This is a genomic window from Pseudomonas sp. p50(2008), assembly GCF_015351605.1.
Taxonomy (GTDB): domain Bacteria; phylum Pseudomonadota; class Gammaproteobacteria; order Pseudomonadales; family Pseudomonadaceae; genus Aquipseudomonas.
Map to the genome: position 1 here is coordinate 249273 of NZ_JACMYF010000002.1, position 24669 is coordinate 273941.

Annotated in this window: 20 protein-coding genes; 10 read left to right on the forward strand and 10 right to left on the reverse strand. The window is 58.4% G+C overall.

Annotated elements, in window-relative coordinates; translation table 11 throughout:
- Positions 1-30 precede the first annotated feature (30 nt).
- Positions 31-552, forward strand: coding sequence for a DUF3617 domain-containing protein (locus tag H7698_RS06205; RefSeq protein ID WP_194690873.1), 522 nt, complete (start codon positions 31-33; stop codon positions 550-552).
- A gap of 43 nt (positions 553-595) precedes the next feature.
- Here the strand turns inward: H7698_RS06205 and folE2 are convergent, their stop codons facing one another.
- Positions 596-1492, reverse strand: a complete 897-nt coding sequence (folE2, locus tag H7698_RS06210) for a GTP cyclohydrolase FolE2 (protein ID WP_194690874.1) — start codon at positions 1490-1492, stop codon at positions 596-598.
- A gap of 114 nt (positions 1493-1606) precedes the next feature.
- Between folE2 and zigA the strand changes: the two genes are divergently transcribed.
- Positions 1607-2812: a zinc metallochaperone GTPase ZigA gene (zigA, locus tag H7698_RS06215; protein WP_194690875.1), complete on the forward strand. Its 1206-nt coding sequence runs from the start codon at positions 1607-1609 to the stop codon at positions 2810-2812.
- A 4-nt stretch (positions 2813-2816) separates the two neighbouring features.
- On the opposite strand, the gene H7698_RS06220 is transcribed toward zigA, so the two are convergent.
- A complete protein-coding gene (locus tag H7698_RS06220) occupies positions 2817-3173 on the reverse strand; it encodes an NADH:ubiquinone oxidoreductase (protein ID WP_194690876.1) in 357 nt (118 codons plus the stop codon).
- A 27-nt stretch (positions 3174-3200) separates the two neighbouring features.
- Between H7698_RS06220 and H7698_RS06225 the strand changes: the two genes are divergently transcribed.
- A complete protein-coding gene (locus H7698_RS06225) occupies positions 3201-4166 on the forward strand; it encodes a CobW family GTP-binding protein (RefSeq protein WP_194690877.1) in 966 nt (321 codons plus the stop codon).
- Positions 4167-4219: 53 nt separating this feature from the next.
- Here the strand turns inward: H7698_RS06225 and H7698_RS06230 are convergent, their stop codons facing one another.
- The gene (locus H7698_RS06230; RefSeq protein ID WP_162437654.1) at positions 4220-4633 is read right to left on the reverse strand and encodes a DUF3301 domain-containing protein; all 414 of its coding nucleotides are present in this window, start codon (positions 4631-4633) and stop codon (positions 4220-4222) included.
- Positions 4634-4753: 120 nt separating this feature from the next.
- On the opposite strand from H7698_RS06230, the gene pdxY reads away from it, so the two are divergent.
- A complete protein-coding gene (gene pdxY, locus H7698_RS06235) occupies positions 4754-5626 on the forward strand; it encodes a pyridoxal kinase PdxY (RefSeq protein WP_162437649.1) in 873 nt (290 codons plus the stop codon).
- Positions 5627-5672: 46 nt separating this feature from the next.
- Here the strand turns inward: pdxY and H7698_RS06240 are convergent, their stop codons facing one another.
- The gene (locus tag H7698_RS06240) at positions 5673-6155 is read right to left on the reverse strand and encodes an acyl-CoA thioesterase (protein ID WP_194690878.1); all 483 of its coding nucleotides are present in this window, start codon (positions 6153-6155) and stop codon (positions 5673-5675) included.
- Positions 6156-6355: 200 nt separating this feature from the next.
- Here H7698_RS06240 and H7698_RS06245 point away from each other — a divergent pair, with 200 nt between their 5' ends.
- Positions 6356-8119, forward strand: a complete 1764-nt coding sequence (locus H7698_RS06245; RefSeq protein WP_194690879.1) for a cation:proton antiporter — start codon at positions 6356-6358, stop codon at positions 8117-8119.
- 57 nt (positions 8120-8176) lie between these two features.
- Here H7698_RS06245 and H7698_RS06250 read toward each other — a convergent pair whose 3' ends face one another.
- The 3 genes from H7698_RS06250 to uvrD all read right to left on the reverse strand — a co-directional run bounded on the left by H7698_RS06250 (position 8177) and on the right by uvrD (position 12063).
- Positions 8177-8584 (reverse strand): SMI1/KNR4 family protein, encoded by a 408-nt coding sequence (locus H7698_RS06250; RefSeq protein ID WP_110657681.1) that lies wholly within the window; start codon positions 8582-8584, stop codon positions 8177-8179.
- A 136-nt stretch (positions 8585-8720) separates the two neighbouring features.
- Entirely contained in the window at positions 8721-9593 is an 873-nt protein-coding gene (locus H7698_RS06255) for a Tim44 domain-containing protein (RefSeq protein WP_194690880.1), read from the reverse strand.
- 286 nt (positions 9594-9879) lie between these two features.
- Entirely contained in the window at positions 9880-12063 is a 2184-nt protein-coding gene (gene uvrD, locus H7698_RS06260) for a DNA helicase II (protein ID WP_162436587.1), read from the reverse strand.
- 257 nt (positions 12064-12320) lie between these two features.
- On the opposite strand from uvrD, the gene H7698_RS06265 reads away from it, so the two are divergent.
- Positions 12321-15197 (forward strand): EAL domain-containing protein, encoded by a 2877-nt coding sequence (locus H7698_RS06265; RefSeq protein ID WP_194690881.1) that lies wholly within the window; start codon positions 12321-12323, stop codon positions 15195-15197.
- 55 nt (positions 15198-15252) lie between these two features.
- On the opposite strand, the gene H7698_RS06270 is transcribed toward H7698_RS06265, so the two are convergent.
- Positions 15253-15567 carry a hypothetical protein gene (locus tag H7698_RS06270; protein ID WP_162436589.1) on the reverse strand — a complete coding sequence of 105 codons (315 nt, stop codon included), beginning with the start codon at positions 15565-15567 and terminating at the stop codon, positions 15253-15255.
- 362 nt (positions 15568-15929) lie between these two features.
- Between H7698_RS06270 and hexR the strand changes: the two genes are divergently transcribed.
- Together hexR and H7698_RS06280 are read left to right on the forward strand one after the other, a co-directional pair.
- The gene (gene hexR / locus H7698_RS06275; RefSeq protein ID WP_028620399.1) at positions 15930-16796 is read left to right on the forward strand and encodes a transcriptional regulator HexR; all 867 of its coding nucleotides are present in this window, start codon (positions 15930-15932) and stop codon (positions 16794-16796) included.
- A 260-nt stretch (positions 16797-17056) separates the two neighbouring features.
- Positions 17057-17269, forward strand: coding sequence for a PA3496 family putative envelope integrity protein (locus tag H7698_RS06280; RefSeq protein ID WP_162436590.1), 213 nt, complete (start codon positions 17057-17059; stop codon positions 17267-17269).
- Here the strand turns inward: H7698_RS06280 and H7698_RS06285 are convergent.
- Positions 17211-18158: a LysR family transcriptional regulator gene (locus tag H7698_RS06285; RefSeq protein ID WP_178114279.1), complete on the reverse strand. Its 948-nt coding sequence runs from the start codon at positions 18156-18158 to the stop codon at positions 17211-17213. The genes H7698_RS06280 and H7698_RS06285 overlap by 59 nt on opposite strands.
- A 205-nt stretch (positions 18159-18363) precedes the next feature.
- Here H7698_RS06285 and H7698_RS06290 point away from each other — a divergent pair, with 205 nt between their 5' ends.
- Both H7698_RS06290 and oadA read left to right on the forward strand, forming a co-directional pair.
- Positions 18364-19779 (forward strand): acetyl-CoA carboxylase biotin carboxylase subunit, encoded by a 1416-nt coding sequence (locus H7698_RS06290; RefSeq protein ID WP_008156643.1) that lies wholly within the window; start codon positions 18364-18366, stop codon positions 19777-19779.
- A gap of 11 nt (positions 19780-19790) precedes the next feature.
- On the forward strand, positions 19791-21599 hold the full coding sequence (gene oadA, locus H7698_RS06295) for a sodium-extruding oxaloacetate decarboxylase subunit alpha (protein ID WP_162436592.1): 1809 nt from the start codon (positions 19791-19793) through the stop codon (positions 21597-21599).
- 73 nt (positions 21600-21672) lie between these two features.
- On the opposite strand, the gene H7698_RS06300 is transcribed toward oadA, so the two are convergent.
- Positions 21673-24630: an autotransporter outer membrane beta-barrel domain-containing protein gene (locus H7698_RS06300; RefSeq protein ID WP_194690882.1), complete on the reverse strand. Its 2958-nt coding sequence runs from the start codon at positions 24628-24630 to the stop codon at positions 21673-21675.
- Between the last annotated feature and the right edge of the window lie 39 nt (positions 24631-24669).

Consider the following 24669-nt stretch of genomic DNA (forward strand, 5'->3'; position numbering starts at 1 on the left):
TAACGGCCACTACTGATCAGGAGTTACTCGATGAACGTTCGTCTTCTGGGTTTGGCCATGGCGTTGGGTTTGGCACTTCCTCTGGCCGCTCAGGCACAGATGCTTCAGCCCGGTTTGTGGGAATTGACCACCAGCAACATGAAGGTCGATGACCAGAACCTGCCGGATCTGCAGTTGATCCTTGGTCAGTTGCAAGGTCAGATGACCCCTGAACAGCGCGCTCAGCTGGAAAAGCAGGGGATCACCATGGGTGGCAAAGGTATACGCGCGTGCCTCACACCGGAGCAGGTGAAGACGGACAACATTCCGCTCACTGACCCACAATCGGGCTGCAAACAGGAAATCACTGATCGCAGTGGCAACCAGTGGAAATTCCGCTTCAGCTGTCCGAAAGCACAAGGCGCCGGCGTTGCCACCTTCCTCAGTGATCGCGAGTTCACCACCAAGGTGAACGGCACGTTCAACGCCACGGGTATCCAGCAGAAGGGCAGTCTGGAGAGCCGAGCTGTGTGGTTGGGTCAGGACTGCGGGACGGTGAAACCGCGAGCCTGATCCACAGGTTATGGGAACGGGAAGGCCGCGCTCCGTTATCGGATTATGTGGCCTCCCAATTCCATCGGCTTTCTGCAACGGCATCGTGGGCGTGCAGACTTTCTGCGTGAATGATCCGCAGGTGGAAAGCATTGATAGTTGGAACGCATTTAAGAGCGGCGTGCAGGCGTCGAGCCGCATCTTCGCAGAACATCAGATTCTGGCCGTTGGCCAAGGCGAAGGCTTGCTCGTCGGCGCGTTTAACCGCGGTTTGAACCGCAGTGCCGAGCGCCATTTCTGCATCATTGATGATCGCGATCAGCGGAAGCGCATTGCAGTCATCGTTCAAACGCAACCGCAAATGTGCGGTGCTGCGTTGGCTGTGGGGCGTCGCAACGATGCCGTTTGTAGAGCCAAGCCAATTCAATACGTCATCGAGATTGAGTGACTTCTCCCCGAAGTCATTGGCAAATTGTTGCTGGATTAATTGCCGAGCCAGCGCTGCCGAGCAGGGGCATGTTGAGGAGTAAGACACGTCTATTGATAGTTCCACGTGGAACAATCCATTTTTCAGACTTGCCCGAATGCTAACCGGATAGGCTTTCCATCCGCTCAGTGGGCTGATCAGTGCCGGTCTTTTTAGCAGCAAGTCCGTGTGAATATTGAGATAGGCGTTGTTGGAAAGCTCCTCATGCGTGTCGATGAAACGCTCTAATATTCTGTGCAATAACGCAGGTGTCAGCTGATCGTTCTCAAGCATTTCCAGCGCCAGATACAACCGTGACATGTGGATGCCTCGCGCCTCTTCATTGTCGAGACTCACGCCTGCGTCAACTTTTGCAGCGAGTTGCTGCCCGTTAATCAAGACTGGAAGTGCAATGCCGCACATGCCGACCCAATCGAGTGGCAGAGATTGGCGAGAGGGCTGGATGGCGATATCCGGCAAAGTCAGCGCATTCATAAGCAGGTCCGTCGTGGAAGCGAGTTTGACATGTTATGTTATTACATTAAACTCGCCTACGCCTTTTTCCTGAACTGGCTCCACTGACCCGCGTACCACTATGAGGAATGCCTGATGCCCCATCGTCTCCCCGTCACCGTCTTGTCGGGTTTTCTCGGCGCCGGTAAAAGCACGCTCCTCAACTACGTATTGCGTAACCGCGAGAACCTGCGCGTCGCCGTGATCGTGAACGACATGAGCGAGATCAATATTGATGGCAGCGAAGTACAGCGCGACGTCAGCCTAAATCGCGCCGAAGAAAAACTCGTGGAAATGAGCAACGGCTGCATCTGCTGCACCCTTCGCGAAGACTTGCTGGAGGAGGTAAGCAAACTCGCCAAGGAGGGTCGGTTTGATTATCTGTTGATTGAATCCACGGGGATCTCAGAGCCCTTGCCGGTGGCAGAAACCTTCACCTTTCGCGGCGAAGACGGGCAGAGCCTGGCTGACATTGCGCGGCTCGATACCATGGTCACCGTCGTTGACGGCGTGAACTTCCTGATCGACTACCAGGCCGCTGACAGCCTTGCGTCCCGTGGTGAAACCCTGGGCGAGGCAGACGAGCGATCCATCACGGATCTGTTGATCGAACAGATCGAGTTCGCCGACGTCATTCTCATCAGCAAGATCGACCTTATCAGCAGCAGCGCGCGCGAGGAGTTGATCGCGATTCTTGAACGGCTTAATGCACAGGCACAGATCATCCCGATGGTAATGGGTGAAATCCCTCTGAAAAGGATCCTCAATACGGGGCGCTTCGATTTCGAGAAGGCCTCCCAGGCACCCGGCTGGTTGCAGGAGCTGCGTGGCGCGCACGTGCCGGAAACGCTGGAGTACGGCATTGCTTCCACTGCTTATCGGGCGAGAAAGCCCTTTCATCCGCAGCGGTTTTTCGACTTCATCAACGGATCGTGGGAGAACGGCAAGCTGCTGCGCTCCAAAGGGTTCTTCTGGCTGGCGAGCAAGCACATGGACGCCGGTAGCTGGTCTCAAGCGGGTGGTTTGATGCGCTATGGTTACGCCGGGCGCTGGTGGCGTTTTGTACCGAAAAACCAGTGGCCACAGGACGCAGAAACTACTGCCGATATTATGAAGAACTGGACGGCCGCCACAGGTGATTGCCGTCAGGAACTGGTGTTCATTGGCCAGAACATCGACTTCGATCAACTGAACGAACAACTCGACCAGTGCCTGCTGACTGACGACGAAATGAAACTGGGCGAAGAGGGATGGCGACTGCTGACGGACCCGTTTGGCCCGTGGTACGAGGAGGTCGCCTGAGGGGTCATGGCTTGAGCCAGTTTCCCTGGCTTTGGGCTTCGCAAAACGGCTTCAAATAGGCCGCATCGGTGGCTATACCGTAATAGTGAATATCCTGCCGGTAAGGCATATTGGCGACTTGGGCATTGCTGCAGACGCCAAACGCCCCGGTGGGACATTCATCCACGTACTGCACGTCGACTGTTTGCCCAGGTAGATTCGGCTGGCAGAACCCGTTGGCGAAGAGCTTCTCCGGGATGTTGCGGTTCTGCTGACAAACTTTTACGTCGAGTCGTACACCTGTGCTATGTACCACACATGCCTGGGCCAGCGCCTCGCCTGAAGTAAGCGCTAGCAGTAACGACCATCCCATCAACCGCATTTTCTACCTCCTCAGAACCCTTCAACCATGCTGCAGAACATTCCTACCCATGTCATTGCTGGCCCATTGGGCGCCGGCAAGACCAGCGCCATCAGGCACCTGCTGACTCAACGGCCTGCCGGTGAGCGCTGGGCGGTGCTGATCAACGAGTTCGGCCAGATCGGCCTCGACGCTGCGTTGTTGACCCAGGACGCCGATGGTATCGCACTGGGTGAAGTGGCCGGGGGGTGTTTGTGTTGCGTAAACGGTGCGCCTTTTCAGGTCGGGCTGGGACGTTTGTTACGCAAGGCGCGGCCTAATCGGCTGTTCATCGAGCCGTCGGGGTTGGGGCATCCGGCACAACTACTCCGGCAGTTGAATGAGGCGCCGTGGCTGGGAGTGTTAGCGGTTCAGCCGTGTTTGCTGGTACTGGATGCTCAGGCACTCGCCGCCGGTAAATCGCTCCCTCAATCGCAACAAGAGGCCCTGAGCAGCGCTGGTCTGTTGTTGTTGAACAAGTCTGAGGCGCTGGGTGAGGATGATCGAGCGCGCATCATCGAGCGGCTGCCAGCCATGCCGCTGTACTGGACGCAGCAAGGTGTACTGCCCTTGAATGCTTTACCGGGTCTTGATGCGAAGGCTGAAGCAGGTGTGGATTACTTTATTGCACCCAAAGGATTGGCGCAGATGCCGGCGATCTGGACTGATCCTGCGATACCGATCTGTTTGAGTCAGCAACAGGCGGGCGGCTGGAGCATCGGCTGGCGTTGGCATCCAGGTCAGATATTTGATGCCGCGCGAGTGGATCGATGGCTTGAAAGCCTCGACTGGCAGCGTGCCAAGATGGTGATCCACAGTGTTAAGGGATGGGTATCGGGCAACGCGCTGGATAACTCAATGCTGGACTGGCAACCCAGCGAATGGCGACAGGATTCGCGGATAGAGCTGATTTTCAGTGAGGCGCAGGACCTGGATTCGTTGCAGAAAGGTATGGCTGGGTGTCGAGTGATTTAAAGATCAAAAGATCGTCCGAACGGCCCGGGCCTGTGTTCGGACGATCTTTTTACTTAAGGACGCCACTTGGTGTGCTCTTGCCGCCACTGGCTTAGCTCGATCACCTCGGCCCGTGGTTTCACCACATCGACCACCGCCGCGGTATCGTCGAAGGGCATCGGGTAGGGTGCCAGCTCTATTTGCGCGCTGTGGGCGCCGAACTGGGTAATGGTGCCGTTGTGGCGGGCTTCACCCGTCACGGTGAACTCGAAGTTATAGACCCTGGCCAAACGCCGTTTGCCGTTTGCGTCTTTGATAAATCCGATTTTTTTCAATGCGACGTTGCCGTCCAGCAGCTCGATGCCAAGCTTGCCGCAATGCTGCTTGACCCGCTCCAGCGCGCGCTCGCGCAGGCCATGGTTGTGCCAAAGCCACGCGCCAGCAGTGGCCAGCAGCATCAACACTAAGATATTTCCGAGGGTAAGCATCAACAGGGTGCTCCAACAAGATAGTGCCAGCTTAACTGCGTCGCCGGTCTGTCGTACAGGCTGCGTTTAGTCGCATACTGCGCGGCTCTAATTTCAATCGTTGTACGGAAGACTCACCGCATGAAACGTACGCCCCATCTACTTGCCATCCAGTCCCACGTGGTGTTCGGCCACGCCGGTAACAGCGCCGCGGTATTCCCGATGCAGCGGATCGGGGTGAATGTATGGCCGCTCAATACCGTGCAGTTCTCCAACCACACCCAATACGGCCAGTGGGCCGGTGAGGTGTTGGCGCCGCACCAGATTCCCGAGCTGGTCGAAGGGATCGCGGCAATCGGTGAGCTGGGTAACTGCGATGCTGTGCTCTCCGGCTACCTTGGCAGTGCGGCTCAGGGGCGCGCGATCCTGACCGGTGTGGCGCGAATCAAGTCGATGAATCCCAAGGCGTTGTATTTATGCGACCCGGTAATGGGGCACCCGGAGAAGGGGTGCAGCGTGCCGGCGGAGGTCAGCGATTTCCTGCTGCAAGAGGCGGCGGCCGTCGCGGACTTCATGTGTCCAAACCAGCTTGAGCTGGACAGCTTCTCGGGGCGCAAGCCGCAGTCGCTGTTCGACTGCCTCGCCATGGCGCGAACGCTATTGGCGCGTGGTCCGAAAGCGGTGTTGGTCAAGCACCTGGACTACCCTGGAAAACCGGCAGATGTCTTCGAAATGTTGCTGGTAACGGCGGAGAACAGCTGGCATTTGCGTCGACCATTGTTGGCGTTCCCGCGTCAGCCGGTGGGCGTTGGTGACCTGACTTCAGGGTTGTTCCTGGCGCGCGTGCTGTTGGGCGACAGCCTGGTGGCTGCATTTGAATTCACTGCGTCGGCGGTGCATGAAGTGTTGCTGGAGACCCAGGCGTGCGCAAGCTACGAGCTGGAACTGGTGCGGGCCCAGGACCGGATCGCTCATCCGCGGGTGCGGTTCGAGGCGACGGCGATAAGTCTGTAATGACTAAAATCGTCCGAACGCGGCCCGCGTTCGGACGATCTTTACTTCAAACGTCGCCTTTTATTTCCTGATAACGCTTTTCCAGTTCCTGACGGATCTGCCGACGCTGCTGTGCCTGCATAAAACGACGCTTGTCCTCACTGTTCTGCGGTTGCAGTGGCGGGACGGCGGCCGGTTTGCGCTGGTCATCCACGGCGACCATGGTGAAAAAACAGCTGTTGGTGTGACGTACCGATCGCTCACGAATGTTCTCGGTCACGACCTTGATACCCACCTCCATCGAGGTGTTGCCGGTGTAGTTGACCGACGCCAGGAAGGTCACCAGTTCGCCGACATGGATCGGCTCGCGAAAAATAACCTGATCCACCGAGAGCGTCACCACGTAGCGACCGGCATAACGGCTGGCGCAGGCGTAGGCGACTTCGTCCAGGTATTTGAGCAGTGTGCCGCCGTGAACATTGCCAGAGAAGTTGGCCATGTCGGGGGTCATCAATACCGTCATCGACAGTTGGGCGTTTCCGGGTTCCATAGCGTTCTCACGGTTCAAGGCAGTGATGAAGGAGTGCACCTCTACGGGTGCCTGGTCAGCTTTTTCAAACCGACTGTTATCGGGACGCCGGGCGCATGGCTGCCGTCACGCGCGATCTATCTGTTTCCATATATTGCACCGCCTTTCTGGCGGAAGTCGCGGTGTTAACCTCCGAAAGTCTGTCTCAAGGAGCCCACGCCATGCATGCGATCAGTTTTATTCAGGATCTGGCAGTCATCATGCTGGTCGCCGGTGTGGTCACCGTGTTGTTTCATCGGCTTAAACAGCCGGTAGTCCTGGGGTATATCGTCGCCGGTTTCATCATCGGACCGCATACACCGCCGTTCGGCCTCATCCACGATGAGGAAACCATCAAGACACTCGCTGAACTCGGGGTGATATTCCTGATGTTTTGCCTGGGCCTGGAATTCAGCCTGCGCAAGCTGTTCAAGGTCGGCGCCACCGCGTTTATCGCCGCATTCCTGGAAATCGTGCTGATGATCTGGATCGGCTACGAAATCGGCCGATGGTTCGACTGGAACACCATGGATTCCCTGTTCCTCGGCGCGATCCTGGCCATTTCCTCGACCACGATCATCGTCAAGGCGCTCAACGATCTGAAGATGAAGAATGAGCGCTTTGCGCAACTGATCTTCGGTGTACTGATCGTGGAGGACATCCTTGGTATTGGCATTATCGCTTTGCTGTCGAGTATCGCAGTCAGCGGTACGGTGAGTTCCGGCGAAGTCTTTTCCACGGTCGGCAAACTGTCGCTGTTCATGATTGTCGCGCTGGTGATCGGTATTCTGCTGGTCCCGCGTCTGTTGGCTTATGTGGCCAAATTCGAAAGCAACGAGATGCTGCTGATCACCGTGTTGGGGCTGTGTTTCGGCTTCTGTCTGTTAGTGGTCAAGCTCGAATACAGCATGGTGCTCGGCGCGTTCCTGATCGGCGCGATCATGGCTGAATCCCGGCAATTGCTGAAGATCGAGCGCTTGATCGAACCGGTGCGCGATTTATTCAGTGCCATCTTCTTTGTGGCCATCGGGCTGATGCTCGATCCGCTGATCCTGCTGCAATACGCTTGGCCAATCGCGGTGATCACCGTGGCCGTGGTGTTGGGAAAAATGCTCTCTTGTGGTCTCGGCGCGTTTATCGCCGGCAATGACGGGCGCACGTCACTGCGCGTCGGGATGGGGCTTTCACAGATTGGGGAGTTCTCTTTCATCATCGCGGCACTGGGCATGACGCTGCAGGTCACCAGTAACTTCCTGTATCCCGTGGCCGTTGCAGTCTCGGTGATCACCACCTTGCTGACGCCCTATTTGATCCGCGCGGCCGATCCGCTGTCGATCAAGCTGGCCGCTGTAATGCCGCAGCGGCTCGGCCGGGTGTTGGGAATGTACGGCGAATGGCTGCGCAGCATTCAGCCACAGGGCGAGGGTGCCCTGCTGGCGTCGATGATTAGGCGGATTTTGTTGCAGGTGGGGGTCAATCTGGCGCTGGTGATCGCGATTTTCTTCTCGGGCGCTTTTTTTGCCGAGCGTATGTCTGCGTATCTACAGGACTGGATCAGTGATCCGAGCTGGCAGAAAGCACTGATCTGGGGCGGGGCGTTGATACTGTCGCTGCCGTTCCTGATCGCGGCCTATCGCAAGCTCAAGGCGCTATCGATGCTGTTGGCAGAGATGGGCGTGAAGCCGGAGATGGCGGGTCGTCATACACAGCGAGTGCGTCGGGTGATCTCCGAAGTGATACCGATCCTTTCGCTGTTGGTGATTTTCCTGCTGCTGGCAGCCTTGTCGGCCAGTATTCTGCCGACCAACAAGTTGCTGATGCTGGTTGCGGCGGTGGCGGCGGCCGTAGCGGCGCTGCTCTGGCGCTGGTTCATCCGCGTACACACGCGGATGCAGGTGGCCTTGCTGGAAACCCTGGACAACCACAAGGATGCGTCCGGCCACTGATTTTGCAGCAGCTGGCGCAGCCTGCATCCGGCTGCTACAAAAATCACTTGGGGTGTTTCAGCTTTCCAGCCAGACGTCCCGCGCCCAGTGCCAGACCGATTCCCAGGTTTCTTCGGCAATCAGCTCTTCTTCAGCCTGCCACAGCACCACGGTGCCATCCTCTTCAACGAGGTAGTAGTCGTCACCGTCCTGACAGATCGGGATCATGCTGCGATCGACACCGGCATCCCAGGCATTAGCGGCAACGTCTGGCAAGTAGGTGTGGGATTGCGGATCGGTGACCGTCACGGGTTCCAGGCTGCCGTAGACCACGTCACTGACGGTCAGCAAAAATTCTCTGAAGACAAATGGAATGTCGATGAACAGTTGTTCTTCGATTTCCACCAACTGGTCTTCGTCAGGCAGCTCCAAGGGGACCGGTACCGGTTCGTTGGCTTCACGCAGTTGTTCGATGATTTCTTCCACGTCCGGGATCCTCTTGCTTGATGGCGCGGTTTAGTTGGGGCGGTTTATACAGTAGCTTGGTATAGATGCAACCGCGAAATAGAAAACCCCGGACGAGTCCGGGGTTTTCATTACAACATGCTTAACGCAGAAGGGATCAGCCGTTCTGGCGGATACCGGCCACCAGCCAAGGCTGGTTTTCGCCCTGCGGACGTTCCATGTTCCAGCTCTCGCTGAACACTTCGCCCTGGTCGAAGCGCGAAGTTTTCGACACGCCGCTGAAGGTCAGGGTCGCGATGGTCTTGTCCGCACGATCATCCACGCCGTCCAGTTGCACATTGAGGTTGTCAATGTAGGTGGACTGGAAAGCGTCGCCCAGATCGGCACGTTCGCGCTTCAGGAACTCCAGCAATTGCGGGGTCACGAACTCGGCAATCTTGTCCATTTCGTTCGCGTCCCAGTGCTGCTGCAAGGACTGGAAGTGGTTGCGGGCCGCTTCGATGAAGCTCTGTTCATTGAACCAGGCTGGTGCATTGATCACCGGACGAGCGGCTACAGGAGCTGCCGAACCGCCAAAGATCGAACCGCCAGCAGGCTTTTGTTCGAACACTTCACGCTGCATCGGTGCGTGACCAGCCGGAGCCATGTGCTCTTGCTGCCTGCGACGACGAGCGGCGATGAAACGGAAGATCAGGAACGCAATGACAGCCATGATCAGGATGTCGAAGATCTGCATGCCCTGGAAGCCACCGCCCATGAACATGGAAGCCAGCAGGCCACCGGCAGCGATACCGGCCAGAGGGCCGAGCCAGCGCGAAGCGCCACCGGCTTTTGCAGCAGCGCCAGCGGCACCGGCTGCGCCTGCAGTGGCCGCAGCGCCGCCTGCAGCAGAAGAAGGAGCCATTTGGCTGGTCTGGTGAGTCGGCGCAGCGCCGGAGCTCTTGCCGCCACCAAAGCGCTTGGCGTTGGCGTCCAGGCTCATCGTCAGGCCGATGCACAACGCCATGGCGATGCTAAGAAAACGTTTCATAAAGGGAATTCCCATTTGTGGAAGGCACGCGCGCCATGTTGCACAGCTGAAGTGTTACTGGCTAGCGGCAGAGTGTTTCGGGCTTTTGCCTGACAGGTTGGGTTCAGCTTCAGTCAGCGCAATAAGGCCTGTTAACTTTGGTCTGTAGGAGGAGTGGATAAGTTCGGTAGGAATTGGCCTTTGTAGGAGCAAAGCTTGCTCGCGATGGCAACAGCACGGTCTATCAAGAGACCGCGTTATCGTTCTTCGCGAGCAAGCATTGCTCCCATATGGAATCACGTTCGGGTTAGATCGCTTCCAGCTTCGCATAACCCAGCATCAGCCATTTACTGCCTTCGCTGAAATTCACCTGGACGCGAGCCTGAGCGCCGGCACCTTCGAAGTTCAGGATCACACCCTCCCCAAATACCGAATGCCGCACTGCCTGGCCAAGACTGAATCCGGTATCCGGAATCTCGCTACCGCCAAACAGGCTGCTGGAGCTCTGCTGCTGGCCTCCACCGAAAGGACGGCTGACGCTATTGGACAACCGCACTTCCTGAATCAGGCCTTTGGGCACTTCGCGCACGAAACGCGACACCTTGTTGTAGGTCTCGCTGCCATACAGGCGCCGCGTTTCGGCATAGGTCATCACCAGATTCTGCATCGCCCGGGTAATACCGACATAGGCCAGACGACGCTCTTCCTCAAGACGACCGGGTTCTTCCAGGCTCATCTTGTGCGGGAACAGACCCTCCTCCATGCCCACCAGGAACACATAAGGAAACTCCAGGCCTTTGGCGCTGTGCAGCGTCATCAACTGAATGCTGTCTTCATGCTCGTCGGCCTGAGTATCACCTGCCTCCAGCGATGCGTGGCCGAGGAACGCCGCCAGTGGCGACAGGTCCTCGTCTTCTTCAGCGTTCTCGAAGTTGCGAGCGGCGCTGACCAGTTCCTCAAGGTTTTCTACCCGGGCCTGGCCTTTCTCACCTTTTTCGGCTTCGTGATAAGCGATCAGCCCGGATTGCTCGATGACAGTCTGAGTCATCAAGTGCAGAGGCATTTCCATGCACTTGGCGGCGAGATTCTCGATCAGTTCGATAAACGCCCCCAAGGCACCCGCAGCCCGACCGGTCAGGCCTTTGTTGGCCACCAGCAGGCGCATGGCTTCCCACATCGACACATCGCTGTGGCGCGCATGGTCACGAATCGCTTCGACGGTTTTTTCGCCGATGCCACGGGCCGGAACGTTGATCACCCGCTCCAGGGCAGCATCGTTGCCCCGACCTTCCAGCAAACGCAGGTAAGCCATGGCGTTTTTGATTTCCGCCCGCTCGAAGAAGCGCTGCCCGCCGTAAATCCGATAAGGAATGCGCTCGCGCAGCAAGGCTTCTTCCAAAACGCGCGACTGGGCGTTGGAGCGGTACAGAATCGCGATATCACTGCGAGCCAAGCCCGTTTTCAGCGCGCTTTCGATTGTTTCGACAACGTAGCGAGCTTCATCGTGTTCGTTGAACGCGGCGTAAAGGTTGATCGCTTCGCCTTCGCCGCCATCGGTCCACAATTCTTTGCCCATGCGCCCGGTGTTGTTGGCAATCAGGGCATTGGCTGCCTTGAGGATGCCGGCGGTGGAGCGGTAGTTCTGCTCCAGACGAATGGTTTGCGCATCCGGGAAATCATCGGAGTATTGATAGATATTTTCGATTTTCGCCCCGCGCCAGCCATAGATCGACTGATCGTCGTCACCAACCACCATCAGGCTGTCGCCGCCTTTGGCCAGTAGGCGCAACCAGGCGTATTGCACGGCGTTGGTGTCCTGGAATTCGTCCACCAGAATGTGCCGGAAGCGCTTCTGATAATGCGCGAGCAGCCCTGGGTGATCGCGCCACAGGTCGAGGGCGCGCAGCAGCAATTCGGAGAAGTCGATGACGCCTGCGCGCAAGCACGCGGCCTCATAGGCTTCATAAATGCTGCGCATGGTCGCCAGGAACAGATCGCCGCTGGCTTGAATGTGTTGTGGACGCAGCCCTTCGTCTTTCTGGCCGTTGATGAACCACTGGGCCTGGCGAGCGGGCCAGCGTTGTTCATCCAGGCCGAGCTCGCGGATCACCCGCTTGACCAGCCGTTGCTGGTCGTCGCTGTCGAGAATCTGGAAGGTCTGGCTCAGGCCGGCTTCCTGCCAGTGCGCCCGCAGCAAGCGGTGCGCCAGCCCGTGGAAAGTGCCCACCCACATGCCGGCCGGGTTGAGCCCCATCAGTTGCTCGATGCGATGGCGCATCTCGGCAGCGGCCTTGTTAGTGAAGGTCACCGACAGGATCGAGTGAGGCGAGGCGTTTTCGACCTGGATCAACCAGGCGATACGGTGCACCAGCACTCGGGTTTTACCGGAACCAGCACCGGCCAGGACCAACTGACGACCCACGGAGGCAGCTACGGCCTGGCGTTGGGCATCGTTGAGGGAGTTCAGCAGAAGGGAGAGATCATCGCGCATCGGGGCATTCTAGGGTGCGCCGTCACACCGGGCAAACCGAGCTTTGCATTTACCGATGAAAGAGGCACGAATGACGACCGGTCGGTCACTGGCTGCAAGCGCTGGCGGGGCTCGCTCGGGGACTTTCCAGAGACGAATCGGGGGATGGATTTCGGATTTTTCATGATCCGAAGCAGTTTGGTCCGGGCACTCGCTTGTGTATGCTCCCTCGACGTTTCGGGCCCATGCTCATCATTATAAGAACAAGAACATTGCCTATGACCCTCAGCTCCGACCTGTCGGGCCCCACCGTGGAGCCCCGGGTTATCCGTAAACAGTACGCCATGGAAATGGCGGTGGAGCGCACGCGCCTGCTTTATCAGGGGTCCCTGCTGCCCACGCTGTTCATGCTGATCAATGGCCTGGTCTGTGCCGGCCTGCTCTGGAGTCCTCAACGATATTTTCTGGTCAGTGTCTGGCTGGTCTGGTTGCTGTCGCTGGTGGCGTTGCGGGTGATTCAGGTCGCGGCCTTCGATTCGGCGATTCCCAATCGTCAGGCTCATCCCGTCTGGCGGCGCATGTTTCTCCTTGGCTCGAGCCTCACCGGTCTCACCCTGGCGGGCGCTGGCATTGCCCTCGTACCGGCGGACAACTTCATACAGCAGGCCTGGGTATTCGGCCTGATCGGCGCTGCCGCGTTGTCCGCCAGCGTGGCTTATGCGGTGAGCCTGCCGGCGTTTCTCTCCTTTACCTTGCCCTGTCTGTTGCCGGCCATCGCCTATCTGTTCTGGGGGGGCGACGAGCAAGAGCAGGGTTGGGGCTGGTTCGGGCTGATTTTACTTGGCGCCCTGAGCGTGGTCGCCTGGCAGGTCAACCGGCTGATCGATCGCGGCTTGTTGCGACGTTTCCAGAACCAGGCACTGATCGAACATCTGCAGCAGGCGCAAAGCATCGGCGATCGGCTGAATCAAACGCTGGCCAAGGAGATTGAGCAAAGGCGCCGTGCAGAAGATGAGCTGCGGGAAATCCAGATCGAACTGGAAAGCCGCGTGGCGCAACGCAGCCTTGAACTGGACGCCGCCAATCAGGCCCTCAGCAAAAGCGAAGCGCGTCTTGCGTTGGCCCTGAAGGCCAGTGAGCTGGGGCTGTGGGATTGGAACTTGCAAACCGATGAGGTCCATCACACCCAACTCGAGGAGCTGTTCGGGATTGCTCCGGAGTATGTGACGGCATTGCTCAGTCACCTGAACCCGCGCTTGCATCCCGAAGACTTGCCATCGTTGAAACGAGCGCTGGTGGAGCATTTGAAGGGCCGCAGCGAGGATTATCAGATCGAGTATCGCGTGCGTCACGGCGATGGGCATTGGGTCTGGATCGAGGATCGCGGGCGAGCCGTTGAACGCAGCGAAAGTGGCCGGGTGTTGCGCATGGTCGGCACGCGCCGCGACATCAGTGTCAGCAAAGGTCAGGAAGCACAGCGACAACTGGCGGCGACGGTGTTTGAAGCGGCCAGTGAAGGCATTGTGATCTTCGACCCTGATTACACCCTGATCGCGGTCAATCAGGCGTTCAGCCGCGTAACCGGTTATGACATCAACGACATGCTTGGACGCAATGTCGTCGAGTTGCCGTGCAGTCGGGATGCCCGTCGTCATTACGCGGCCATTCGTCAGGGACTGGAGCAGCATGGCAGTTGGCAGGGTGAGCTGGTTGAAACCCGCAAGAATGGCGAGCTGTATCCGCAATGGCTGCAATTGAATGCGGTGCGCGATGATCGGGGACATGTCAGCCATATCGTCGGCTTCTTCGCTGATCTCTCGGCGCGTCGAGAATCCGAAGAACGCATGCGTTACCTGACCCATTACGATGAGCTCACAGGGCTGGCCAACCGGTCGCTGTTCCGCGAACGTCTGCGTGAGGCTCATCAGCGCGTGCGTCAGGGCGGGCGCAGTCTGGCGTTGCTGCACATCAATCTGGACCGCTTCAAGTTGCTCAACGACAGCCTTGGCCATGAAGTGGCCGATCAGTTGCTGCAGAAAATGGCCCGCCGGCTAATCAATGCGTTACCCGAGGCGGACACCATCGCGCGCTTGTCGGGCGACGAGTTTGCCGTGCTATTCGACGCTTATGGCAATTTGTCGAGCCTGGCACGTGTGGCGACGCGGTTGTCGACCAAGTTGAGATTGCCGATAACGGTTGAGGGTCATGAACTGGTGGTCAGCGCGTCCATGGGCATCAGCATGTTTCCGGACAATGCCCGGGAAATTTCTGCGCTTGTGAGTCAGTCAAACATTGCCATGCAGCACGCAAAACATTTGGGCGGGAACAATTTCCAGTTCTACACCGAAAGTCTCCAGGCCAGCACACTGGAGCGTTTGCAGCTCGAAAACCAACTGCGCAAAGCGGTTGAAGAAAAGCAGCTCAAAGTGTTTTACCAACCCAAACTTTGCCTGGCTTCCGGTCGACTGAATGCCGCCGAAGCCTTGGTGCGCTGGGATCACCCGAGCATGGGGCGCGTGCCACCTGCAGAGTTCATCGGGCTTGCCGAAGAAACCGGATTGATTGGCGCGATCGGTGAGTTCGTGTTGCGTCAGGCGTGTTGGCAAGCTTGTGAGTGGCAACGTCAGGGGCTTGAACCGATTCGGGTGTCGGTCAACCTTTCGGTGCATCAACTGCGCCAAGGAAAGCTCGTCAGTCTTGTTCGCCAGGTGCTGGAAGAAACAGGCCTGGAACCGCATTGCCTGGAACTGGAGCTGACGGAAAGCCAATTGCTCGACAGCGTCGAGCACATCATTTCTACCTTTCAGCAGCTGCGCGACCTCGGGGTAAAACTGGCTATCGATGATTTCGGTACGGGATATTCATCCCTGAGCTACCTGAAACGCATTCCTGTCGATTACGTAAAAATCGATCAGGCGTTTATCCGCGGCCTGAGTGAGGGTAGTGCGGATGCAGAAATCACCCGAGCGATCATTGCCATGGCCCATGGTTTGTCGTTGAAGGTAGTGGCTGAGGGGGTCGAGCGGCAGGAGCAGCTGGATTTTCTCAAGGTGCAGCGTTGCGATGAGGTGCAGGGGTATCTGATCAGCAAACCGATAGAGGCAGAAGGGTTGGCGGTGTTGTTGCGCAATCAGGATCTGGCAATGCTGAAATAACTTCCCGTCAGAGGCGTTAGCCCTCTGACAGGAAGCGTTGATGCATGAAAACGTATTAAGGGTTTATCAATTCGATATTGACATGCTGCAGTAGTTTGCCTTCAAAGAAAATGCTCACGCCGGTGACATTGGAGTTACCGAGCGTTTTATATTCAACATACTTGTCGGTTAATGCTTGTAGCGACATGCCATCAGCTTTTTCCAATACCAGCTCGAGGCGCAGGTTAAAGGATTTGTCTTGCAGTGGCATGAACACCAGTTTCGGCGTAATGCCGCTGTTGGCAACGGTTACAGTGCCAAAGGTGCGAAAAGACTGAGTGCCTGGCCTGCGGTCAATTTGTGCGGTCCAGCCGGTTGTTTTAATGGTCATGTTATATAACTCCTGTCATTTAGTTAATGTGCGTCCTGCCAGATAAATATATCGACTTAAACTCAGTAGTTACAGCGGTCAGTTGACTTCATTTGTAAGTTTGTAAAATTAATAAGTCCGTGATTGGGTGGTTTAATTAAAAAGACTAGAGCCCCTCAGCACGTAACTGAGTTGCTGAAGTAATTCTTTCAATCGACATTCCGTTGAGGCGACCGGCCGCCGGAATGAGCGCTACATGGAGTGAGCTCGCCTGAAATCGAGGGATCAGGTTACGCATTGGGCAGGCAAAAAGCCGATTCATGTAGTATAACTACAAGCGCGCTACATCCCCGGCCCCTGCCAATAACAAAGAGTCCAGCCCTTTGAATCTGCTGCAACACATCGCCCAGTCTCGCCACCTCTTACGCAAGTCGGAGCTCAAGGTCGCCGACCACGTGCTGCTTGACCCTGCGGCAGTGATGCACAGTTCCATGGCCGACCTGGCCCACAGCGTGGGTATCAGTGAGCCGACCATCGTGCGGTTCTGCCGCGCCATCGGTTGCTCCGGATTTCAGGATTTGAAGCTCAAGCTTGCGCAAAGCCTCGCGGCTGGCGCGAGTTTTGGCCAGTTCGCGATTCATGAAGATGATTCAGTCGCCGACTACAGCCTGAAAATTTTCGACACCACCCTGCATACGCTGATGGAAGTTCGCGAGCGCCTGGACCCGGTGGAGTTGCAGCGCGCCGTGACGCTCATGTCCCAGGCGCAGCGCGTCGAGTTCTACGGGTTTGGTGCTTCCGGCGCGGTGGCGGCGGATGCCCAGCATAAGTTCTTCCGCTTGCTGCTGACGGCCGCGGCCTATTCCGACCCACATATGCAGGCGATGTCGGCGGTGACGTTGAAGCCGACGGACGTGGCGATTTGCATATCCCAGTCCGGCCGCTCGAAAGACCTGTTGATCACCGCGAACCTGGTGCGCGAAAGCGGTGCCTCGTTGATCACCTTGTGTCCGAGCCAGACACCGTTGGCTGAATTGTCGACCGTTAATCTGGCGATCGATGTGCATGAAGACACCGAGATTTATACACCGCTGACGTCGCGCATCGCCCACCTTGTGGTGATCGACGTGTTGGCGATGGGCGTGGCAATGGCTAGAGGGCCTAGCCTGGTGAACCACCTCAAGAGCGTCAAACGCAGCCTGCGCAGCTTGCGGTTGTCGCCCAAGTCGGTCAAAGCCCTGGACGATTGATTCGAGGCAATTTGTTTATTGTGGCGAGGGGATTTAGCGAAACGTCGCACCGCCCCGTTGGGCTGCGTAGCGGCCCTCGAATCTGTCACAACAACGCCGAATTGGATAATTTTGCGGCTGCTTCGCAGCCGGACGGGGCGGTGCGACGTTTCGCTAAATCCCCTCGCCACAACGTTCATCTCCCTGTAACTCTCCCGCCGCCAAACCGTCATCCCCCGCGCCTATCTTGAAGCTCCCGTAATCGCCTTGGGAGACTCGAAATGGCCCAGCCCTACGAAGAACGCAACAGCGCCGTCAAAACCCGCCGTCAGCAAGAAGATCAGCGCCGCATGGTGTTCCGCCGCGCTATCGAAGATCGCTGCGAACGTCGCCAGCTTCTGGCTGAGATCGGTGATATTCCTGACGATCTGGAACTCAACTACTGGCAGGCATCACCGGCAGCTTCGCGGCGAAACGCTCAACCAGCGCGCTAATCTGCACTCGCTCGCTGCGAACAAACGCAAGGAACGCGTGCGCCACCGGTGACAGCCGTTTCGCCTTGGCTTGCACCAGGCACCAGCTGCGGTACAGCGGCAGCTCCTCGACGGGCAGCTCGATCAATCCACCCGTCGCCAACTCAAGGTTCAGGGCGTGGCGCGTCAACAACGCTACGCCCAGACCCGCCAGCACACATTCGCGCTGAGCTTCGGCTGACGAGACTTCCTGCGTCTGGTTGAAGTGCACGCGTTTCTCTTTGAAATACTCTTCACACGCCATCCGCGTACCTGAACCGGGTTCGCGCAGCAGGAGTGTGTATGGCTCCAGATCTTGCAAGCGCAGCGGGCCCATGTGACACAGCGGGTGATCCGGCGGCGCCACGGCCACGATCGGGTTGTTCAGAAACGGCAGGAATTCCAGGCCCATGTCCTGCGGCACCATCGACATGATCACCAGATCGTCACGGTTGTCGGAGAGGCGCCGGATGACTTGCCCGCGATTGACCACCGTCAGTTGCAGATTCACTTCCGGGTGCTGACGCTTGAACGCGGCAAACAGGTGCGGCACGAAATACTTGGCGCTGGATTCAACGGCCAGCTTCAGCTGACCTTGCAGCGATCCCTGCATGTCCGAGAGCTGCATGTCGAGGTTTTCCAGTCGCCCAAAAATGTCCCGACTGGCACGCTGGAGTGCTTCGGCGGCCTCCGTCATGTAGAGTTTTTTACCGACATAATCGAATAAGGGCTGCCCGATCAGCTCTTCAAGCTGCCGGATCTGTAGGCTGACGGCCGGTTGTGTGAGAGACATTTCCTCCGCCGCGCGGCTGTACGACCTCAAATCACAGACCTCGTTGAAGATCTGCAATTGACGCAATGTCATACGCATCAATGACTTACGCATTATCTGAACGCTCCCGCCGCAGGCTGATGCGACGACTATAAGTCTTTACTTATGGCTAACCCAATTATTATTCATTTTTGTTAATCCCTTGTGAGCGCTAGTGTGGGGTCGCGACCAAATTGAAACATTTGGTCACGCGTCGACCTGGTCTAGCAGGTCGTGGGTACCACCGGCTCAAGGGAACCTCCAAGTGATAAAAAAGATCCTGATCGCCAACCGTGGTGAGATTGCCGTACGAATCGTGCGTGCCTGCGCCGAAATGGGCATTCGCTCGGTTGCGATCTATTCCGACGCCGACCGCCATGCGTTGCATGTTAAGCGTGCGGATGAGGCCCACAGCATTGGTGCCGAGCCACTGGCCGGTTACTTGAATGCGCGCAAGCTGGTGAATCTGGCCGTGGAAACCGGCTGCGATGCACTGCATCCCGGCTATGGCTTCCTCTCGGAAAACGCCGAGCTGGCCGATATCTGCGCAGAGCGCGGCATCAAGTTCATCGGTCCATCGGCTGAAGTGATTCGTCGCATGGGCGACAAGACTGAAGCCCGTCGCAGCATGATCAAGGCTGGCGTACCCGTCACCCCGGGTACCGAAGGCAACGTTGCCGACATTGCCGAAGCCTTGATCGAAGGTGACCGTATCGGTTATCCGGTGATGCTTAAGGCGACGTCCGGTGGTGGTGGTCGTGGTATTCGTCGCTGCGACAGCCGTGAAGAACTCGAACAGGCTTTCCCGCGCGTGATTTCCGAAGCCACCAAGGCGTTCGGTTCGGCGGAAGTGTTCCTGGAAAAATGCATCGTCAATCCAAAGCACATCGAAGCGCAGATTCTTGGCGACAGCTTTGGCAACGTGGTTCACCTGTTCGAGCGTGACTGCTCGATCCAGCGCCGTAACCAGAAGCTGATCGAAATCGCCCCAAGCCCGCAACTGACCCCGGAACAACGCGCCTACATTGGCGACCTGTCGGTGCGTGCAGCCAAGGCCGTGGGTTACGAGAACGCCGGCACCGTGGAGTTCCTGCTCGCCGAGGGCGAGGTCTACTTCATGGAGATGAACACCCGGGTGCAGGTGGAACACACCATCACCGAGGAAATCACCGGCATCGACATCGTGCGTGAGCAGATCCGCATCGCGTCCGGGCTGCCGCTTTCGGTGAAACAGGAAGACATCCAGCACCGCGGTTTCGCGCTGCAATTCCGGATCAACGCCGAAGACCCGAAAAACAATTTCCTGCCGAGCTTCGGCAAGATCACCCGCTACTACGCTCCCGGCGGTCCGGGCGTGCGCACCGATACGGCGATCTACACGGGCTACACCATTCCGCCGTTCTACGATTCCATGTGCCTGAAACTGGTGGTCTGGGCGCTGACGTGGGAAGAGGCGATGGACCGTGGCTTGCGCGCCCTCGACGACATGCGTCTGCAAGGGGTCAAGACCACCGCCGCGTACTACCAGGAAATCCTGCGTAACCCGGAATTCCGTAGCGGCCAGTTCAATACCAGCTTCGTTGAAAGCCACCCTGAACTGACCAACTACTCGATCAAGCGCAAACCCGAAGAGCTGGCCCTGGCCATCGCTGCTGCAATCGCCGCCCACGCAGGCCTGTGAGGAATAAAACAATGTCCAAGAAGATTCATGTAACCGACACCATCCTGCGCGACGCCCACCAATCGCTGCTCGCCACCCGCATGCGCACCGAAGACATGCTGCCGATCTGCGACAAGCTCGACAAAGTCGGCTACTGGTCGCTGGAATGCTGGGGCGGCGCAACGTTCGACGCCTGCGTGCGCTTCCTTAAAGAAGATCCGTGGGAGCGCCTGCGCCAACTGCGCGCGGCACTGCCTAACACTCGCCTGCAAATGCTGCTGCGTGGCCAGAACCTGCTGGGCTACCGTCACTACAGCGACGATGTGGTCAAAGCCTTCGTTGCCAAGGCCGCGGTCAATGGCATCGACGTGTTCCGCATCTTCGACGCCATGAACGACGTGCGTAACCTGCGCACGGCCATCGAGGCCGTAAAAGCCGCCGGCAAACACGCCCAGGGCACCATCGCTTACACCACCAGCCCGGTGCACACCATCGATGCTTTCGTGGCGCAAGCCAAGCAGATGGAAGCCATGGGCTGCGACTCGGTGGCGATCAAGGACATGGCCGGTCTGCTGACTCCGTACGCTACGGGCGAGCTGGTCCGGGCGTTGAAATCCGAGCAGTCGCTGCCAGTCTTCATCCACTCGCACGATACCGCTGGCCTGGCCACCATGTGCCAACTCAAGGCTATCGAAAACGGCGCCGATCACATCGACACCGCGATCTCCAGCTTCGCATCCGGCACCAGCCACCCAGGCACCGAATCGATGGTCGCGGCCCTTAAAGGCACCGAATTCGATACCGGCCTGAACCTGGAACTGCTGCAAGAGATCGGTCTGTACTTCTACGCGGTGCGCAAGAAGTACCACCAGTTCGAAAGCGAGTTCACCGCAGTCGACACCCGCGTTCAAGTCAACCAGGTACCGGGCGGGATGATTTCCAACCTGGCCAACCAGTTGAAAGAGCAGGGCGCTCTGAACCGCATGAGCGAAGTGCTGGCCGAAATCCCGCGTGTTCGTGAAGACCTCGGCTTCCCGCCGCTGGTGACCCCGACCTCGCAGATCGTCGGTACCCAGGCGTTCTTCAACGTGTTGGCCGGTGAGCGCTACAAGACCATCACCAACGAAGTGAAGCTCTACCTGCAAGGCGGCTACGGCAAAGCGCCGGGCACCGTGAACGAGAAACTGCGTCGCCAGGCCATCGGCAGCGAAGAAGTGATCGACGTTCGTCCTGCGGATTTGCTGAAGCCGGAAATGACCAAGCTGCGTGCCGAAATCGGCGCCGTGGCCAAGTCTGAAGAAGACGTGCTGACCTACGCCATGTTCCCGGACATTGGTCGCAAGTTCCTCGAAGAACGCGCTGCCGGCACCCTGACGCCAGAAGTGCTGCTGCCGATTCCCGAAGCGGGCGGCGTGACCTCGGCCGGTGGTGAAGGTGTACCGACCGAATTCGTCATCGACGTTCACGGTGAAACCTACCGCGTCGACATCACCGGTGTCGGCGTCAAGGCTGAAGGCAAGCGTCACTTCTACCTGTCCATCGACGGCATGCCGGAAGAAGTGGTGTTCGAGCCGCTCAACGAGTTCGTCAGCGGCGGCAGCAGCAAGCGCAAGCAAGCCACTGCACCGGGCCACGTCAGCACCACCATGCCGGGCAACATTGTCGACGTGCTGGTCAAGGAAGGCGACACCGTGAAAGCCGGCCAGGCTGTGCTGATCACCGAAGCGATGAAGATGGAGACCGAAGTTCAGGCCGCCATCGCCGGCAAAGTCACCGCCATCCACGTGGCCAAGGGCGACCGGGTGAATCCGGGTGAAATACTGATCGAGATCGAAGGCTGATTTAACAGCCTCGACCTAACGCTTTAAACCTCGGGGGGGCATGTGCTCCCCTTTTTTTTGCCTGTGATGTCGGTCAGAACGCCATCTGCCACTGCCCGATCAACCCATGATTCCTGCTGTTGCTGCCAATCTCCCCGCTGTAACCAACCCCTACAGAATGACGCGCTGAAATGCCCAGATCCAGACCGGCCTCCAGCACCAGGCTGTCACGATCCAGCGAACTGCCGTCGACGCTGAAGCCTGTACCGCCGACCACAAATGCCTGTCGGGTCGAGTTGCTGACATCACCATAGGTGTGCTTCCAGCCAGCGGTCATGCGCGGCGTGAGGCTCATGCCGTTTTCCAGGGTATTGAGGTGGGCCAGGCGCACACCGAAGGTGCTGCTGAAATTGTCCTGGGTTTGTTGATCGACTTGAAGCGCCGCCGAGCCACCTTTTTCGGTGTAGCTGTCGCGGTGATAACGCTGATACCCCAGGCTGGCGAACGGCTCTGCACTGAGACGGCCGCTGCCCATCGCGTAACCCAGCTCGGCAAAGGCTTGCTGGCTGTCGGCGTCGTAATCGCCTTTTGGCCGATCGCTGAAGCCGCTGAAAGCGACAGTGCGTTTGCTTTCACCCTGATGGCCGCTGTACGCCGCGCCAAGTCGCAAGGAGAGCGGGCCGTTCTGATGCAAGGCGTACACCCCGGCGTGCCAGCTTTCGACGTTGCCATCGAAACCCGTGGCATCCAGGTCTGTCTTGGAGTAGCCACCCAGTACACCAAGTCGCCATTGCGGAGTGAGTGCCCAGTCGGCGCCCAGCACGCTGCCTTTGGTGCGTTGTTCCAGGCCGCTGCTGCCGTGTTCGCCATCGAGCTTGCCGTAGCCACCGATGGCCTGCAGCCAGAGACGGCCGCGAGCGTTCGGATCATTGAGGTTACGGGCTTCGGCAGGAACGCCCGTGGCCGCGAGCACTGGTGCGTTGCGTTGTTCCAGACCCGCCATCAAAGCCGAGCCGCCGCCCATTTGTTGCATCGCACTGAGCATGCTGGCGCCGATCTGGCTGCTGGCACCCAGCGTCGCGCTGGTCAGGTCGGCGTTGCTGGTGCCCGCCAATTGTTCGATCGCGTTGCCGGCCGTGGTGCTGGTGGTGTTAAGCAAGGCGTTGTAGAGCGTGTTGTTTTTTCCGATCGAAGCCAGGCTGTTGACCGCGCGGTTGCCGTTGGCAGTGACGGCGAATTCGTTGAAGGCCACATCGTTGCGCGTGTAAGTCAGATCGACCTGGGTCGGAGTGTAGGCAAGCGTCGGCGTCAGAAACGCGTAGTCACTGGTGACCTTGGCGAAGGTGCCGTTGATGTTGGAGGCCTGCACTACCGTGTATTGGCTTTGCCACGGGTAGGTGCCGCTGCTCGGATTAATCGCCAAGGTTGCGCCATTCAAGTTTGCGGTGCCGCCGACCTGCACCGGTGCGCTGCTGCCATCGGAATTCACGCCATAGGCCAGGGTAGCGCCGCTGCTCATCGTCAGGTCATGGGTGATGGTCGCGGTGCCGAACTGGGTGTTGGTCAGCAGGGTTCCGTCGACCCGCAAACTGCCCACCGACCCACCGCCGGCATATACGCCGCCCGAGTCCACGGACAGGTTGCCGGCGATGCCACCCTGATTGATCAAGGTGGCACCGCTACGGACCGCGCCGCCGTCGCTGAAATCGCCGTTGCCGGTCAGGGTCCAGGCACCTTGCTTGACCTCCAGCCACTCAAAGTGGCGACTGTCGCCGAAGCTTCCACCCGCCACGTCGTCCATCACCACACGGTCGTAACCGGTACCGCCATCCACGACGCCAATGAAGCGACTGCCGTTGTTCAACGTCAGGCTGTCGTTGCCACCGCCCAGGTCCAGCGCCGGGCCGTTGCTGGCGCTGATCGTGCCGCCGTTGATCACGTTGTCATCGAATTCGCCGACGAACTTCACACCAAATCCATCGAGGCCCTGGATCGTGCCGAAGTTTTCCAGTGTCGTCGCCGCCTGACCCGAACCGCCGCTGCCGTCGTCCACCAATATCGCGCTGTTGGCGCCGCTGATCAGCGCATCTTTAGCGTTCAATACATAGCCACCGCCTAAGGCAATGCCCTCGCTGCCATTGGCGATACCCCCTTTGTCCACACCCCCTGCGCCGACGCCCTGAATGGTGCCGTAGTTCTCGATGTGGGCGATGTTGTCGATGTCCACGCCGTCACCGTCACCGTTGGGTTGCAGGCCCGAGTAAGCGCCGGTGATCGTGCCGTGGTTGATCACCGTGCCGTCGCCGTCAGAACCGAAACCCGAACCGTTGCGGCCGGTGATATCCCCATAGTTGACCAGCGTCGCGCCAAGGTCAGTCGTGATGCCGTGACGGCCACCTGAAAGGCTGCCGTAGTTGGTCACGCTCACACCGGTGGCCGTGTCGATGTCAATGCCGTCGAATTTCTCGTCAGCATTGTGCGAATCACCGGTGGAAATCTCGCCGTAGTTAGTGATCGTCGCATTGGTACCGGTCTTCATGCCGTCGCTGGCATCGCCACGAATCAGCCCGCCTGCGCGGTTGATGATGGTTGTCTGGACACCCGCACTGCGCAAGGCATCGAGGTCCAGACCCTGGCCGGTCTTGGAGCGAATGGTGCCGCTGTTGTCGATCAGCACAGTGCCGCTGGCGAAGTTGCTGTCGATGCGCAATGCGTCATTGAAACCGAGCATTTGCCCGCCGCTGCGGTTGTAGATGCTGTAGTTGCGCGCCTTGGTCAGATCGCCGCTGCTGTCGATCGCCCGTCCACCGGTGGAAATAATCTGCCCTGAGTTGTCGATCACCACACCGACGCCATTGGTACTGTCCTTCAGGCTCACCGTCTTGCCGCTGTTGGTGATGCTGCCGGGGGCCGAAAGGGTCAGGGTATCGCTGCCACCCAGGGTTTGAGCGGTGGTGGTCGCGGTGTCGATCTGCACGTTCTTGGCGTGTACGGCGCTGGTGCTGATCAACACAGCGATCATCAGGGCCAGGCGCTGGGGCGAGGAGGGCATGCTGGACGGCCTTTTGTTATAAGCGATGCGGTCGTTTAT